This window comes from Bradyrhizobium sp. RDM12, assembly GCF_051917485.1.
Classification (GTDB): domain Bacteria; phylum Pseudomonadota; class Alphaproteobacteria; order Rhizobiales; family Xanthobacteraceae; genus Bradyrhizobium.
The window spans coordinates 1,015,148-1,030,281 of record NZ_CM133064.1; the positions used below are offsets into that span (position 1 = coordinate 1,015,148).

The 15,134-nt window shown below is 64.8% G+C and carries 8 protein-coding genes and 2 pseudogenes; 8 read left to right on the forward strand and 2 right to left on the reverse strand.

All coding sequences use genetic code 11. From position 1 onward, the window contains the following. Positions 1–101: 101 nt before the first annotated feature. Positions 102–419, reverse strand: coding sequence for a hypothetical protein (locus tag ACTGJ9_RS04785; protein WP_234682382.1), 318 nt, complete (start codon positions 417–419; stop codon positions 102–104). Positions 420–818: 399 nt separating this feature from the next. On the opposite strand from ACTGJ9_RS04785, the gene rpsT reads away from it, so the two are divergent. The 7 genes from rpsT (at position 819) to ACTGJ9_RS04820 (ending at position 12,328) form a co-directional block, all read left to right on the forward strand. Next, positions 819–1,085 carry a 30S ribosomal protein S20 gene (gene rpsT / locus ACTGJ9_RS04790; RefSeq protein ID WP_456676139.1) on the forward strand — a complete coding sequence of 89 codons (267 nt, stop codon included), beginning with the start codon at positions 819–821 and terminating at the stop codon, positions 1,083–1,085. Between the two features lie 1,277 nt (positions 1,086–2,362). Further along, positions 2,363–3,775 (forward strand): chromosomal replication initiator protein DnaA, encoded by a 1,413-nt coding sequence (dnaA, locus tag ACTGJ9_RS04795; protein WP_456678441.1) that lies wholly within the window; start codon positions 2,363–2,365, stop codon positions 3,773–3,775. Between the two features lie 300 nt (positions 3,776–4,075). After that, on the forward strand, positions 4,076–5,194 hold the full coding sequence (gene dnaN / locus ACTGJ9_RS04800; RefSeq protein WP_456676140.1) for a DNA polymerase III subunit beta: 1,119 nt from the start codon (positions 4,076–4,078) through the stop codon (positions 5,192–5,194). Between the two features lie 98 nt (positions 5,195–5,292). Then, a complete protein-coding gene (gene recF, locus ACTGJ9_RS04805; protein WP_456676141.1) occupies positions 5,293–6,429 on the forward strand; it encodes a DNA replication/repair protein RecF in 1,137 nt (378 codons plus the stop codon). A gap of 345 nt (positions 6,430–6,774) precedes the next feature. Then, positions 6,775–9,210 (forward strand): DNA topoisomerase (ATP-hydrolyzing) subunit B, encoded by a 2,436-nt coding sequence (gene gyrB, locus ACTGJ9_RS04810; RefSeq protein ID WP_456676142.1) that lies wholly within the window; start codon positions 6,775–6,777, stop codon positions 9,208–9,210. A gap of 221 nt (positions 9,211–9,431) precedes the next feature. Continuing rightward, the gene (gene murA, locus ACTGJ9_RS04815; RefSeq protein WP_456676143.1) at positions 9,432–10,727 is read left to right on the forward strand and encodes a UDP-N-acetylglucosamine 1-carboxyvinyltransferase; all 1,296 of its coding nucleotides are present in this window, start codon (positions 9,432–9,434) and stop codon (positions 10,725–10,727) included. Positions 10,728–10,936: 209 nt separating this feature from the next. After that, positions 10,937–12,328, forward strand: coding sequence for an MATE family efflux transporter (locus ACTGJ9_RS04820; RefSeq protein ID WP_456676144.1), 1,392 nt, complete (start codon positions 10,937–10,939; stop codon positions 12,326–12,328). A gap of 114 nt (positions 12,329–12,442) precedes the next feature. Here the strand turns inward: ACTGJ9_RS04820 and ACTGJ9_RS04825 are convergent. Next, a pseudogene (locus ACTGJ9_RS04825) lies at positions 12,443–13,560 on the reverse strand (FUSC family protein). Positions 13,561–13,678: 118 nt separating this feature from the next. On the opposite strand from ACTGJ9_RS04825, the pseudogene ACTGJ9_RS04830 reads away from it, so the two are divergent. Then, positions 13,679–15,047 (forward strand): annotated as a pseudogene (locus tag ACTGJ9_RS04830) (MmgE/PrpD family protein). Positions 15,048–15,134 lie beyond the last annotated feature (87 nt).

A 15,134-nucleotide genomic window follows, 5' to 3' on the forward strand; every position in this document is an offset into this window, starting at 1 on the left:
CGCCTGAACCAGGTGCTCAGGCGGCGTGCTCGCGATCGAGTGGGAATATAGGTCTTTACGCAACAAGCGGCAGCCTTGTTACGCCGCGCTTCGTCTGCAGATCAGTCCCGGGAATAACCGATCAGCGGCTTGCGCGGGCGGAACAGGATCATCAGGAGAATGCCGAGGAGGCCAAGGACGGCGAAGACCGGCTGGTCCAGCACCAGGCGGATCACCGAGGTCCAGAGCCAAGGCGCCTTGGCCTCGACCCAGGTCCGGACGGCAGACTGGCTGGCCTGGTTGATATCGTTCCAGAACTGGCCGAACCGGGTGAAGCGCAGGGTCTGGTCGGCCACCCAGCGGGCGCCGTCATAGACCATGAAGAAGAACCCGCCGGCCAGCAGCAACAAGCCAATCAGTCGGAAAAAGCCGCGGATCATGCCTCACCCTCTATGGTCACTCGATCGGACGACCCTAGCAAACGCCGACGAAATGCCGTCAGCCAATAGCCGGGAGACGGCAGAAATTCAACCTCATCAGGGCGTTACGGCCCTCTCTGGCGTTCCCCGGGACCTGCTTTTCCAGCCCCTAAAGCGTTGACGGTGCCAAAGACCCCCTCTATAAGGGCGCCAACTGGCGGTGGGCGCAATCCTGCCGCCGCTGTTCTTTGAGCAATTGCAGGTTCTTTTGAGCCTCAGAGATGGCCGCAAGGCTTATCGCTCATGTTCCGGGAACGGCCCAGCAACCGAACATCCTAAATCCGAGCGTCGATTCCGCGGTCAAGCTGCCGGCGCTACCCGACCCAGACGCGACCGGTACCCGCAAAGGACATTGAGACCATGGCCAACACGACCTCCGCCAAGAAAGCGACGCGCAAGATCGCCCGCCGCACCGCCGTCAACAAGTCGCGCCGCACCCAGATGCGCGGTGCCGTGCGCAACGTCGAGGAAGCCATCGCGACCGGCGATCGCGCCGCCGCCGTCAAGGCGCTGGCCAATGCCGAGCCCGCGCTGATGCGCGCCGCCCAGCGCAATATCATTCACAAGAACAACGCCAGCCGCAAAGTCTCGCGCCTCACCGCGCAGATCGCCAAGCTCGGCAAGTAAATTCGCGAAGCAAGTTCGTCAACGCGACCCGATCGTCTCAGTCGATCGGTTGAAGCGAGCATCGCATTCGTCAATCAGCCCGGCTTCGCGCCGGGCTTTTTGTTGCCCGTCACAATTCACCTCGCGAGTCTTTGGGCGACCAATCTTCCGTTGGAAGAATCTTGTCGTGTTCGCTATGCTATATCCGTAATTCTACCTGTCGTTGTTTTTGCCACAGCGGAAACTTTCACCGCGCTGCGAAAAACCCCTGCGGGGCGGGCTTAAGTTGCATCCTCGCGCGCGCGAGTTCTGCACACCGTAATTTTCCAGGAATGCGTTTCGCGCTGGGGTTACCCTGTGAAACGCGACTCAAAAAACGATGTCTCGCTAATCACTTATCGACATAGCAGCGCCAAGCATTTGGAAAATTCGGGTGCACGGCACGTGCGTGACGCTTTTGTAAAAAATTTTTGGCGGCAGGGGAGTCGTTGTCACACGACGTCCCGCATTTTCGAATCTGTGCACGAATCCAGAAACTTGCTCCCGAGCCTGTGAACAACTCCCGCGCGGCGTTAACGCAGATCAAGTTTTTAATCGCCTCAAGTGTGAATCAATTCCGTTGCGAGTCTTTCCGCTTAGTGTATTTCTTAAGTCGTTCGCGGCGCCCACGATCTTGAAACCAGCGCGGTTTTGGAAACGGGGCGAGCGTGCAAATCGGCGGCGGTGTGCACGTAGGCGACGCTTCAACAAGCGATTGTCGGATCAAAACCCACAGCAACGTGGGAAGGGTAGTTCTTTGTCTGAAGGTCTCCAAGCGGGATTTTTCTCAATCTCGCTCGCGCCAGGCGCAAATGAGGGACCTCACGAAGCTACCCCGACACGCATGATGGCGTAGCCGAGCGGACGAACAGTGCAGAAGGGCGGGACATCGGCGGCTTCAGTCGCAGTTGTCTTCTAGGACACGCAGGACCTTGTCGTGAGCAATCACGGCAGGACGGGGAGGTATCATGTCTTACGGACTCAACGCGGTATTGAAACAAGTTTGCTTTTCGAAGTCTGCCGTTCTAGATCTGTCGGACATCCAGCCTCCCGAATGTGACGCAGCGCCGAGTACGCGCTGACCTCGCGAACACCCCATCTCTGACATCGCTGATCTGACCGCGGCGTTCGCGCCGAACGGCCGGGCTACGTCCGACGATGGAATCGCTTGAGGTCGCGCCACTGCAGAAACCCTGATGGCAGGAACTCTGCATGGCGCTCGCAACGCAACCTTATCTCTCAAGAAAAGTTCTCAAATGATGACGACATCGGAACAGGATCGCTGGTCACGCGTGAAGAGCCGGCTGCGCTCGAACGTTGGCGAAGACGTCTATACGAGCTGGTTTGCGCGCATGGATCTCGAAGGCGTGCAGGAGGAGAGTGTGCGGCTCTCGGTCCCGACCCGCTTCCTGAAGAGCTGGATCCAGGCCCATTACGCCGAGCGCGTGCTGTCGTGCTGGCAGGCCGAGATGCCGGAAGTGCATCGCATCGATCTCACCGTTCGCTCCGCGGTGCGCCCCGTGGTGCAGGCGAAGGAAGCGCCGGCACCGGTCGAAACGCGCCGTGCGCCTGCGCCCGAGCTGCGCTCGACGGCGACCGCGCCGGTATCCGCCAATCATGATGCGCTCGGCGGCTCGCCGCTCGATCCGCGGCTGACCTTTGCGAGCTTCGTCGTCGGCCGCTCCAACACGCTGGCGCATGCCGCCGCGCGTCAGGTCGCCGAAGGTCGCCGCGGCGATCCCGTCATGTTCAACCCGCTCTACATTCATGCCGGCGTTGGCCTCGGCAAGACGCATCTCTTGCAGGCGGTGACCTGGGCCGGCAATTCCGGCAACGAGCGCAAGGTGCTTTATCTCACCGCGGAAAAATTCATGTACGGCTTCGTCGCCGCGCTGAAGACGCAGACGGCGCTCGCCTTCAAGGAAGCGCTGCGCGGCATCGACGTGCTCGTCATCGACGATCTCCAGTTCCTGCAGGGCAAGTCGACGCAGGCCGAGTTCTGTCACACGCTGAATGCGCTGATCGATGCCGGCCGTCAGGTCGTGATCGCGGCCGACCGTCCGCCGTCCGATCTCGAAAGCCTGGACGACCGCGTCCGCTCGCGTCTGGCCGGCGGTCTCGTGGTCGAGATGGCCTCGCTCGGTGAAGAGCTGCGGCACGGCATTCTCAAATCGCGCGTCGCAGCCGCCCGCGCCCATCATGCGACCTTCGAGGTGCCTGAGGACGTGCTGACCTATCTGGCGCGCACCATCACCCATAACGGCCGCGACCTCGAAGGCGCCATCAACCGTCTGCTCGCGCACTCGAAGCTCAACAACCGGCCGGTGACGCTGGAGATGGCTGAGCACGAGGTGCGCGACCTGATCCGGCCGCAGGAGCCGAAGCGGATCAAGATCGAGGATATCCAGCGCGTGGTGGCACGGCAGTATAATGTCAGCCGCTCCGACCTCTTGTCCTCGCGCCGGACCGCCAATGTGGTGCGTCCGCGCCAGGTGGCGATGTACCTCGCCAAGACGCTCACCCTGCGCTCGCTCCCCGAGATCGGCCGCCGCTTCGGTGGCCGCGACCACACCACGGTGCTGCACGCCGTGCGCAAGATCGAAGCCCTGGTTTCCAAGGACAATGCGCTGTCCGAGGAGGTCGAGTCGCTCAAGCGCCAGCTTCAGGAATAAGCGCCTATCTCTTTCACTTCTCACCGTCCCTGCGGAGACTCCCCGCACCCAGCCCTCCCCCGTAAGAACGGGGCGAGGGAGCGCACTTGGGGCCCGGGGCGGCGGTCTTTATTTCTGTCTGCAAATCAGGGGAACCGGTCCCCAATCCCTTGAAACGGATGGCTTTCCGCGCCACCTTGCGCGACCCGTCGGCTTTGGTCATATCGGCTGGACGATCCGGCTTTCCGGGGTCTTCGGTGCCGTGGCGCGCTTTCCTCCGCCCGGCTTTTTCCATCTTTTGGGGATCGGGCGAGTAGTGCAATGAAGGTTACGGTCGAACGCGCGCAACTCCTGAAGTCGCTGGGCCATGTCCATCGCGTGGTCGAGCGCCGCAACACGATTCCGATCTTGGGCAACGTGCTGGTCCGCGCCGAGAACGCGAAATTGTCGCTGAAGGCGACCGACCTCGACCTCGAGGTCACTGAGACGCTGCCTGCGGAAACCGCCACGGCCGGCTCGACCACCGTGCCGGCGCATATGTTCTACGACATCGTGCGCAAGCTGCCTGATGGCTCGCAGATCGTGCTGGAAGCCGACGGCGACCGCGCGGTGCTCGCGATCCGCGCCGGCCGCTCGCGCTTCACGCTGCAGACGCTGCCGGAGAACGACTTCCCGGATCTCGCCACCGGCGACCTGTCGCATTCGTTCTCGCTCGCCGCCAAGGACGTCAAGCGGCTGATCGACCGCACCCAGTTCGCGATCTCGACCGAAGAGACGCGCTATTACCTCAACGGCATCTATCTGCATGCCGCAGGCTCCGCGAAGGCCGCGACCCTGCGCGGCGTCGCCACCGACGGGCACCGCCTCGCCCAGCTCGACCTGGTCCAGCCCAAGGGCGCCGAGGGCATGCCGGGCGTGATCGTGCCGCGCAAGACCGTCGGCGAGGTGCAGCGCCTGATCGAGGACAACGAGGCGGAGGTCACGATCGAGCTGTCGCAGGCCAAGATCCGCTTCACCATCGGCAATGTGGTGCTGACCTCGAAACTGATCGACGGCACCTTCCCCGATTACGGCCGCGTCATTCCGCAGGGCAACGACAAGGAGCTCGTGGTCGACAAGAAGGATTTCGAGAACGCGGTCGACCGCGTCTCGACGATCTCGAGCGAGCGCGGCCGCGCGGTGAAGCTGTCGCTGTCGCCGGGCAAGCTGGTGCTCTCGGTGACCAATCCGGATTCCGGCAGCGCCACCGAAGAGCTCGAGGTCGAGTACGCCTCCGACGCGCTCGATATCGGCTTCAACTCCCGCTATCTGCTCGACATCGCAGCCCAGATCGAAGGCGACGTCGCCACGCTGAAGCTCGCCGACCCGGGCTCGCCGACCCTGGTGCAGGACAAGGACGACAAGAGCGCGCTCTATGTGCTGATGCCGATGCGGGTGTGAGGGCTACCGTCCTCTCCGCGCATTGACTACATCCGTCATGGCCGGGCACAGCCGTCCGAAGGGCGGCGCCGCTGACGCGCGCCAATGACAAAGACCGCATGACCTCCTCCCGCATTCATCGCCTGACGCTGACGCATTTTCGCAATTATCGGGCGGCGGGGCTCGAGACGGCGGCTGACATGGTGGCGCTGGTCGGGCCGAACGGGGCGGGCAAGACCAATTGCATCGAGGCGATCTCGTTCCTGTCGCCGGGACGCGGCTTGAGGCGCGCCACGCTGGAGGACGTCGCCGACAACCAGGGCGACGGCTCCTGGGCGGTGTCCGCTCAGGTCGAGGGCGCGCTGGGGCTTGGCACGCTCGGCACCGGCATCGACGCACCGCAAGCCGACGCCGCGGTCAGCCGGCGCTGCCGCATCGACCGCGAGCCGGTCAATTCGGCGGCCGCCTTCGGCGACCACATTCGCATGGTGTGGCTGACGCCGGCGATGGACGGGCTGTTCATGGGCGCTGCTTCCGAGCGGCGGCGCTTCTTCGATCGCCTGGTGCTCGCGATCGACAGCGAGCATTCCAGCCGCATCAACGCGCTCGAACGGTCGCTGCGCTCGCGCAACCGCCTGCTCGAGACGCGCAATTACGACGACCATTGGTGTGACGCGATCGAACGGGAGACCGCCGAGCTCGCGGTCGCGGTCGCCGCAACGCGCGGCCAGACCGCGGCGCGGCTGACCGGCATGCTGAACGCGCGCGCACAACAATCCGCATTCCCGTCGGCGCAGATCGCGCTCGACGGCTGGATGGAAAATGCGCTGCTGACGGAGACCGCGACCTCGGTCGAGGACCGCTACCGCCAGATTCTGCGCGACAACCGCCCGCGCGACGCGATCGCCGGCCGCACCACCGACGGCCCGCATCTCACCGATCTCCAGGTGATCTATGCCCCGAAGAGCATGCCCGCACGCGACGCCTCGACCGGCGAGCAGAAGGCGCTCCTGATCGGCCTCGTGCTGGCGCATGCGACGCTGGTCGCCGAGATGACCGGCATCGTGCCGCTGCTCTTGCTCGACGAGGTCGTCGCCCATCTCGATCCGAACCGGCGCGCGGCGCTGTTCGACGAGCTACGCAAGCTCGGCGCGCAGGTGTGGCTGACCGGCGCGGATCCGGCCGCCTTTGCCGAGATCGGCGCCGGCAGCGAAGTCTTTGACGTCGAGAGCGGACGTGTTTCCGCCCGGCGATAGCTGCGTCGTTGAACCCGCCCATTTCCCGCCGCGACTAGCTCCCTGAGGCCGCCGCTTCAGCTGTGTTAGACGTTGCATCATCCTGATCGGGAGCGCCTCGGAACCATCCTTCGTCTCCGCAAAATCCACGTCCTTCGAGCGCCGAGAACGCCCCTCGAATCGCGCTTTCTCCGGGGCCCGGAATCGGCTTTCAGGCGCCTTGAAAATCGGCTAAAAATCCCTATCTCGTCAAAGGGTTGCCGGAAGATACTTTGCGCTAGGCGCAGGCGGTCTTTCATGGCACAAATAGCCTGCAAATCAGCGCCTTTTGCGCGGCTGATTCGGGCGACATCTCGAAGGCCTCTCATGACAGAACCTGCTCGGCAGACGCCTGCCGAAAACGAGCTCTCAAATCCAAGCGATTACGGGGCGGAATCGATCCGCGTGCTCAAGGGCCTCGATGCCGTCCGCAAGCGTCCGGGCATGTATATCGGCGACACCGATGACGGCTCGGGCCTGCACCACATGGTGTACGAGGTCGTCGACAATGCGATCGACGAAGCGCTGGCGGGCCACGCCACGCGCGTCGACGTCGTGCTCAACGCCGACAATTCCGTCACCGTGCGCGACGACGGCCGCGGCATTCCTGTCGACATTCACAAGGGCGAAGGCATCTCCGCGGCCGAGGTCATCATGACCCAGCTCCATGCCGGCGGAAAATTCGACCAGAACTCCTACAAGGTCTCCGGCGGCCTGCACGGTGTCGGCGTCTCCGTCGTCAACGCGCTGTCGAGCAAGCTCGGCTTGCGCATCTGGCGCGACAACAAGGAGCACTACATCGAGTTCGCCCATGGCGATGCGGTGGCACCGCTGGCCGTCGTCGGCGATGCGCCCGGCAAGCGCGGCACCGAAGTGACGTTCCAGGCCTCGAGCGAGACCTTCAAGAACATCGAATATGATTTCGCCACGCTCGAGCACCGGCTGCGCGAGCTCGCCTTCCTCAATTCCGGCGTGCACATCGCCCTCTCCGACATGCGTCACGCGGTCGAGAAGCGCGAGGAGATGTACTATTCCGGCGGCGTCGAGGAATTCGTCAAGTATCTGGACCGCAACAAGAAGGCGATCGTGCCTGCACCGATCATGGTGCGCGCAGAAGCCAACGGCATCGGCGTCGAGGCCGCGTTGTGGTGGAACGACAGCTACCACGAGAACGTGCTGTGCTTCACCAACAACATCCCGCAGCGCGACGGCGGTACGCATCTCGCCGGCTTCCGCGGCGCGCTGACGCGCCAGGTCAACGGTTATGCCGAGGCCAATGCGAAGAGGGAAAAGATCGCGCTGACCGGCGACGACTGCCGAGAAGGCCTCACCGCCGTGCTGTCGGTGAAGGTGCCGGACCCGAAGTTCTCGTCACAGACCAAGGACAAGCTGGTGTCCTCGGAAGTGCGTCCCGTGGTCGAGAACATCCTCAACGAGGCGCTCCAGGCCTGGTTCGAGGAGCATCCGAGCGAAGCCAAGATGATCGTCGGCAAGGTGATCCAGGCCGCCGCCGCCCGCGAAGCCGCGCGAAAAGCGCGCGAGCTGACCCGCAAGAGCCCGCTCTCGGTTTCCTCGCTGCCGGGCAAGCTCGCCGACTGCCAGGAGAAGGATCCGGAAAAGTCCGAACTGTTCATCGTCGAGGGCGACTCGGCAGGCGGCAGCGCCAAACAAGGCCGCAACCGCGAATTCCAGGCGGTGCTGCCGCTGCGCGGCAAGATCCTCAATGTGGAACGCGTTCGTCCCGACACGATGCTGAAAAGCGAGCAGATCGGCACGCTGATCACCGCCCTCGGCACCGGTATCGGTGACGAGTTCTCGATCGACAAGCTGCGTTACCACAAGATCATCGTGATGACGGACGCCGACGTCGACGGCGCCCACATCCGCACGCTGCTGCTCACCTTCTTCTACCGGCAGATGCCTGCCATCATCGACGGCGGCTATCTCTATATCGCCCAGCCGCCGCTGTATAAGGTCAACCGCGGCAAATCCGAGCAGTATCTGAAGGACGAGCGGGCGCTCGAAGATTATCTCATCGACACCGGCCTCGACGACTGTGTGTTCATTCCCGGCGCTGGCGGCGACCGCACCGGCCGCGATTTGCGCTCGCTGGTCGACGATGCCCGAATCGTGCGCAGCATCCTTCGCAACCTGCACAGCCGCTACAATCGCAAGGTGATCGAGCAAGCTGCGATCACCGGCGTGCTGAACAAGGCGATCTACGGCAACCCCGAGAAGGCCGCAGCGGCCGCACAATACATCGCCGGCCGCCTCGACAATCAGTCCGAGGAGGTCGAGCGCGGCTGGATCGGCCAATACGTGGAAGGCCAGGGCTTCCAGTTCGAGCGCACGGTGCGCGGCGTCAAGGAAGTTGCCGTCGTCGACGATGCTTTCCTGGGCTCGGTCGAGGCCCGCAAGCTCGACGAGTACACGCCGAAGCTCCAGGACGTTTATGCCCGCCCCGGCAAGCTGCGGCGCAAGGACGTCGAGCACATGGTCTACGGCCCGGTCGACCTGTTCGAGGCGGTCACCGACGCCGGCCGTAAGGGCGTCGCGCTGCAGCGCTACAAAGGTCTCGGCGAGATGAACCCGGAGCAGCTCTGGGAAACCACCCTGGATATCAATGCGCGCTCGCTGCTGCAGGTGAAGGTCAAGGAGGTCGACGAGGCCGACGATATCTTCACCAAGCTGATGGGCGACGTGGTCGAGCCGCGCCGCGATTTCATCCAGGAACATTCGCTGAGCGCGACGATCGATATCTGAGGCTTGCACTGGCCCTCATCCTGAGGAGCCCGCGACAGCGGGCGTCTCGAAGGATGGCCGCGGGCGACAGCCGGGCCTTCATGGTTCGAGACGCGCGTTCCGCGCTCCTCACCATGAGGGTCTTGCGACGCGAGAAGTGCAGAATTGCCCCCCGGCTGATTCTCGGTAGTTTCCGCCCTCCAAACCAGCCCGCCCCACCGCAACAGGACGGAGAGATCCCCGTGGCGCCCATCCAATATATCGTCGAGGGCGGTCACCGGCTCTCGGGCTCGATCGAGCCGGCCGGCAACAAGAATTCGGCGCTGCCGATCATCGCGGCCGCACTGCTCACCGAGCATCCGGTGACGCTGGAGAACGTGCCGCGGATCCGCGACACCGAGACGCTGGTCGAACTGATCCGCTCAGTCGGCGCATCAGCGGAATGGACTGCTCGCAACACGCTTCACATCCACGCCAAGAGCATCCGCGCCGCCGATCTCGATCCCGAACTCTGCGTCCGTATCCGCGCCTCGATCCTGCTCGCAGGCCCCCTGCTCGCGCGCTGCGGCGAGGTGATGCTGCCGCCGCCTGGCGGCGACGTCATCGGCCGGCGCCGGCTCGACACCCATATGCTTGCGCTGGAGCAGTTAGGGGCCAAGGTCACCGCGACCGACCGTCTCGAATTCCGCGCGCCAAAGCTCACCGGCGCCGACGTGTTCCTGGACGAGCCGAGCGTCACCGCGACCGAGAATGCGCTGGTTGCTGCCGTCGCTGCCGACGGCGTCACTTATCTGCGCAACGCGGCCTCCGAGCCGCATGTGCAGGACCTCGCCAACTTCCTGGCCGCGCTCGGTGCGAAGATCGAGGGCATCGGCACCAACACCATGATCGTGCATGGCCCGGCGACGCTGGGGGAAGCGACCTACCGGATCCAGCCCGACCATATCGAGGTCGGCTCGCTGATCGGCCTCGCCGCCGTAACGCGCTCGCCCCTGCGGATTGTCCGAGCCGGCGTCGAGCATCTGCGCTCGATCCGCATGGGTTTCGAGCGGCTCGGCATCGTCTGCCGGATCGAGGGCGACGACCTCATCGTGCCGTCGAACCAGACGCTGAAGATCCAGGATGACTTTGGCGGCCACGTGCCGAAGCTGGAGGACCAGCCCTGGCCGGCCTTCCCGGCCGATCTGATGTCGATCGCGATCGTCACCGCCACGCAGTGCGAAGGCGTGATTCTGATGTTCGAGAAGATGTTCGAATCGCGGATGTTCTTCGTCGACAAGCTGATCGGGATGGGCGCGCGCATCGTGCTGTGCGATCCGCATCGCGCCATCATCGCAGGGCCGAGCCGCTTGCGCGGCGCTTCGATGATCTCACCCGACATCCGCGCCGGCATGGCGATGCTGCTCGCCGCCGTCTGCGCCGAGGGCACCTCCACCATCAACAACGCCGACCAGATCGAGCGCGGCTATGAGCGCATCGACGAACGGCTGAACGCGCTGGGCGCGAAGATCCGGCGCGTGCCCGAGCGGAAGGGGTGAGGCTCTTTTCTTCCCTTGCGGGAGCACCCTCCGCGACGACAGTATCGTAGGGTGGGCAAAGCGAAGCGTGCCCACCGATTTCTCTCGAAACTCTGTGATGAATGGTGGGCACGGCGCAGGTGCGCCTTTGCCCACCCTACGATACCGAGCTAGCGGATCGAGCCCCTCGGGGCCATGTTTTCGTCGCGCGGCCGTGCTATTGAGCCGCCATGCTCGATACTGTCGAACCTCACACGCAGCCGCAAGCCGGCGTGCAAAGTCATCTCGCGCAGGAGTTCGTCGAGACGTTGCGGCTGGCCGTGCCGATGATGCTGACGCAGCTCGGGCAGATCGCGATGATCACGAGCGATCTCGCGCTGATCGGCAGGCTCGGCGAGGACGCGGTCGCCGCTGCGGCACTTGCGCACACCGTCTATTTCGTCAGCTTCACCTTCGGACTGGGATTGATGGCTGCGGTATCGCCGCTGGCCGCGCAGGCGTTCGGCGCCGGCGACGTCAGGCGCATCCGCCTGTCCTTGCGCGTCGGCCTCTGGGTTGCGCTGCTGATCTCGCTGCCGATGATGGCGTCACCGCTCTATGGCGAGCACATCCTGATTGCGCTCGGTCAGGCGCCGCATTCGGCGAGCCTCGCCCAGCGCTATCTCAACGGCCTCGCCTGGGGCATCGCGCCGGCGCTCGGCTTCATCGCGCTGCGCAGCATGATGAGCGCGGTGAACCGGCCGCAACCGCCGCTGTGGATCACGCTCGCGGCGATACCTGCGAATTTCGTGCTGGTCTACTGCCTGATCCATGGCCTGTTCGGCCTGCCCGAGCTCGGCCTGTTCGGCGCGGGACTGGCGACGACGCTGGTCAATCTCGGCACCTTCATCGCCGCGCTCGCCATCGCGGCGTGGCGCAGGCCGTTCGCCGACTATCATCCGCTGGCCCATCTGTGGCGAATCGACTGGCCCTTGATGCGTCAGCTGATCGCGATCGGCGCGCCGATCTCGTTCTCGCTCCTGCTGGAATACGGCCTGTTCTCTTCGGCCGCGCTCTTGATGGGACTGATCTCGACCACCGCCCTGGCCGCGCACCAGATCGCGCTCCAGGTCACGGCCGTATTGTTTATGGTCCCGCTCGGCATCGGCATGGCCGCGACGGTGCGGGTCGGGCATGCCTTTGGCCGTAACGAGCCGGCCGGCGTCCGGCGCGCGGGCCTCGTCGCAGCCGTGCTCGGGATCGCGTTCGTCTCGGGCTTGACCGTTGTCGTCATCCTCGGCCGCTATGAGCTGGGGCGCCTGTTCTTCGGCAGCAGCGAGGCCAACGCCCCGACCGTCGAGCTGACCGCAACGCTTTTGCTGGTCGGCGCGACCTTCTTCATCGCCGATGCGCTGCAGACCATCATGGGCGGTGCGCTGCGCGGCATCAACGACACAAGGATGACATTGGTGTTCGCGGCGATCGGCTATTGGTGCGTCGGTTTCCCGATCGCCTGGGCGCTGGCCTTCCACGCCGGCCTCGGCGCGGTCGGCGTCTGGATTGGACTGTCGATCGGATCGTTCGCCTATGCCGGCCTCTTGATCTCGCGTTTCCGGATGCTGACGCACAAGATCGCGGGATGACCAGACCCGTCCGCGAAGTCGCCCCGCGGGTTGCCACCTTCGCGTTCCCTAACATGCTCTCTCCTTTCTGCGTTACGCGTTGCCGTCGAAAGCCGACGTTTACGAGTTCACGTCCTATTCCGCCACGCGCGCGGGCTTGTCACCCCGGGGCCTCCGACCATTCGCCGACGACGCGGTCGAGATCGCAGAGATTCCTGGTGCATCTGCTCCAGCGAGAAGCCGAGGGCGAAGAAACGCTCCGCGGTGTCGCTTGCGTGACCGCGGATCAGCCCGTCCTGCCGCACGGCCGCAACCGCTTCGGAATAATGCTGGAGCGCGACGTGCACGGGATGGATCGGTGGCGCACCACTGCCCTCGCGCAGGGCTTCCGCCGCGGATTTGAGGAAGCGCAGGATCGCCGCGCTGACTTCCGCCAGCGGGCCGGCGAGTCCGACCTGCACCTCGACCGGCAGCGGCACCACGGTGGCGCGGCCGATCATCACGACGTCGTGGCGCAGCCGGAGGATCGTGCGCAGCAGCGGACCGGTGTCGGGTCCGCTCGACAGCCGCGCCGAACGCTCGCGCTCGGCCTCCGCACCGATCGCATTCATGCCCACTATGGCAGTGCCGATGCCGTCCTGGATCCGGTGCAGCGCATCGTTGTCGCGGCCGCGGGTGAGGCCCGCGAGCAGTTCCGTAAAAGCCTCCGCGATCAGCTCGAGCAATTTTGCTGCGCTGGCGCGGATCTGCCGCACCGCGCGCGAAGGCAGCACCAGGAAGGAGACGAGCAGCCCCGTAACTGCGCCGACCGAGACTTCGCTGACGCGGTCGATCGCCGAGGCCATGGGATCCGCATGATGCATGCTCGGAAGCACGAGTACGATCACGGCAGTCACGGTCGCAGAGCTCAGGTTCGGATAGATCGCTGCGACAAAGGCAAGCGGCGCCACCGCCAGCACCAGCAAGCCCAAAAGACCCAGTTCGCCGGAATAGGGGATCAGGATTGCAATAGCGCCGCCGTAAATCGCGCCACCGATCGTGCCAAGCATGTAGTCGCGCGTCGCCTTTAGCGAGCGCCCGACACTCATCTGGGTCACGATGATGGAGGTGAGGACGGCCCAGAGCGGCAGCAACAGATGCAGCGCGGTGGCAAGCGCATAGGCCGCAGTGGCCGCCACCGTGACCCGGACCGCGAGCCCCAGTTGCGTTTTTCGCGACCAGACCCGGTCGAACAGCTCCTTTGCGCCTGTCATCGTCGAATGTCCCGATCCTCGTTGATCAGCCAGAAGCATAGCTGATGCCCGCAGCCTCAGGGCCGCTTGAAAGGCAAAATCAGCCCGCCTAATTTGCCGGCCAGAACGAGGAAACACGATGGCTCACGAAACCGCAACGCTCGCCGCCTATGTCGCCGACCTGAAATTCGCAGATATTCCGGCGGAGGTGCTGGATCGCGCCAAGGTGCTGACGCTGGATTTCCTCGGCAGCGCCATCCGGGCGCGAAGCGAGGCGGAATCGACCCCGTCGCTGCTGAAGATGCTGGAGACGCTCGCGCTCGATGCCAAGGGCTATTCCACCGTGTTCGGCGACAGCAAGACCTGGACACCGGCGGTGGCCGCCCTGCTCAATGGCGCGCTCGGCCATTCCCTCGATTTCGACGACACCCATGCGGACTCCTCGCTGCATCCGAGCGCGCCGGTTGTCCCGGCCGCGTTTGCGGTCGGCGAGATGGTCGGCGCCTCCGGGCGCGACGTGCTGACCGCAATCGTGGCGGGCTATGAGGTCTGCTGCCGGCTCGGCAACGCGCTCGACCCGACCTCGCACTATGCGCGCGGCTTCCATCCGACCGCGACCGCCGGCACCTATGGCGCAGCCGCGGCAGCCTCAAAGCTGTTTGGCCTCTCCGAGACGCAGATCATCGCCGCCTTCGGCGTCGCCGGCAGCCAGGCTGCGGGCTCGCTGCAATTCCTGGTGAACGGCGCCTGGAACAAGCGCTACCAGGTCGGCGCCGCCGCGATGAACGGCGTGATCGCCGCGACGCTGGCGCGCAATGATTTCGTCGGCGCAACGGAATCGGTCGAGGGCAAGCACGGCCTGCTCGCCGGCTACACCGACGACGCGCATCCCGACAAGGCGGTGGCCGGGCTCGGCAAGACCTACGAGACCATGAAGATCGGCGTGAAGCCGTATCCGAGCTGCCGCTACACCCATGCCGCGATCGACGCGCTGATCGCGATGCGGCGCGAGCACAATCGACGCCCGACCAGGTCCGGCGCGTCGAGATCGGCTTGCACCGCAACGGCATCACGCTGACGGGCGATGCCGCCACCAAGCGGCATCCGACCTCGATCGTGGGCGGCCAGTTCTCGATGTTCTTCACCGGCGCGCTCGCGCTCGACCAGGGCTCGTTCGGCTGGGACGACTACAACCGCCTCGGCGATGCCGCGATCGACGCGCTCGCCGACAAGTTCGACGTGGTGCAGGACGACCGGCTCGAGGTCGACCGCACCCATCCCTTGGCGCACGCGTCAGCATCACCACGGATGACGGCGTGCACGAGCGGCTCTACGCCGACCCTTCGGGAGAGCCGACATCGTTCCCGGATGCGCAGGCGATGCAGCAGAAATTCCTGACGCTGGCGCGGCCCGTGCTGAATGCGCGAGCCGACAAATTCGCCGATGCGATCATGACGCTGGAGCGGTTCGACCGCGTGGCACAGGCGACGGAGCTGGGACGGCAGTAACGCTCTCGCCACGCGACAGCTCCACCCTCGCCCGTTGTGGGAGGATGGTGGCTCGCCGCTAAGCGGCGAGACGGGTGAGGAGTGCTC

Bases quoted from the DNA above. Each gene is read 5' to 3' on its own strand.
- dnaN (WP_456676140.1), top strand. From the start codon at position 4,076: ATGAAGGTTACGGTCGAACGCGCGCAACTCCTGAAGTCGCTGGGCCAT.
- dnaA (WP_456678441.1), top strand. From the start codon at position 2,363: ATGACGACATCGGAACAGGATCGCTGGTCACGCGTGAAGAGCCGGCTG.
- ACTGJ9_RS04820 (WP_456676144.1), top strand. From the start codon at position 10,937: ATGCTCGATACTGTCGAACCTCACACGCAGCCGCAAGCCGGCGTGCAA.
- gyrB (WP_456676142.1), top strand. From the start codon at position 6,775: ATGACAGAACCTGCTCGGCAGACGCCTGCCGAAAACGAGCTCTCAAAT.
- rpsT (WP_456676139.1), top strand. From the start codon at position 819: ATGGCCAACACGACCTCCGCCAAGAAAGCGACGCGCAAGATCGCCCGC.
- ACTGJ9_RS04785 (WP_234682382.1), bottom strand. From the start codon at position 419: ATGATCCGCGGCTTTTTCCGACTGATTGGCTTGTTGCTGCTGGCCGGC.
- recF (WP_456676141.1), top strand. From the start codon at position 5,293: ATGACCTCCTCCCGCATTCATCGCCTGACGCTGACGCATTTTCGCAAT.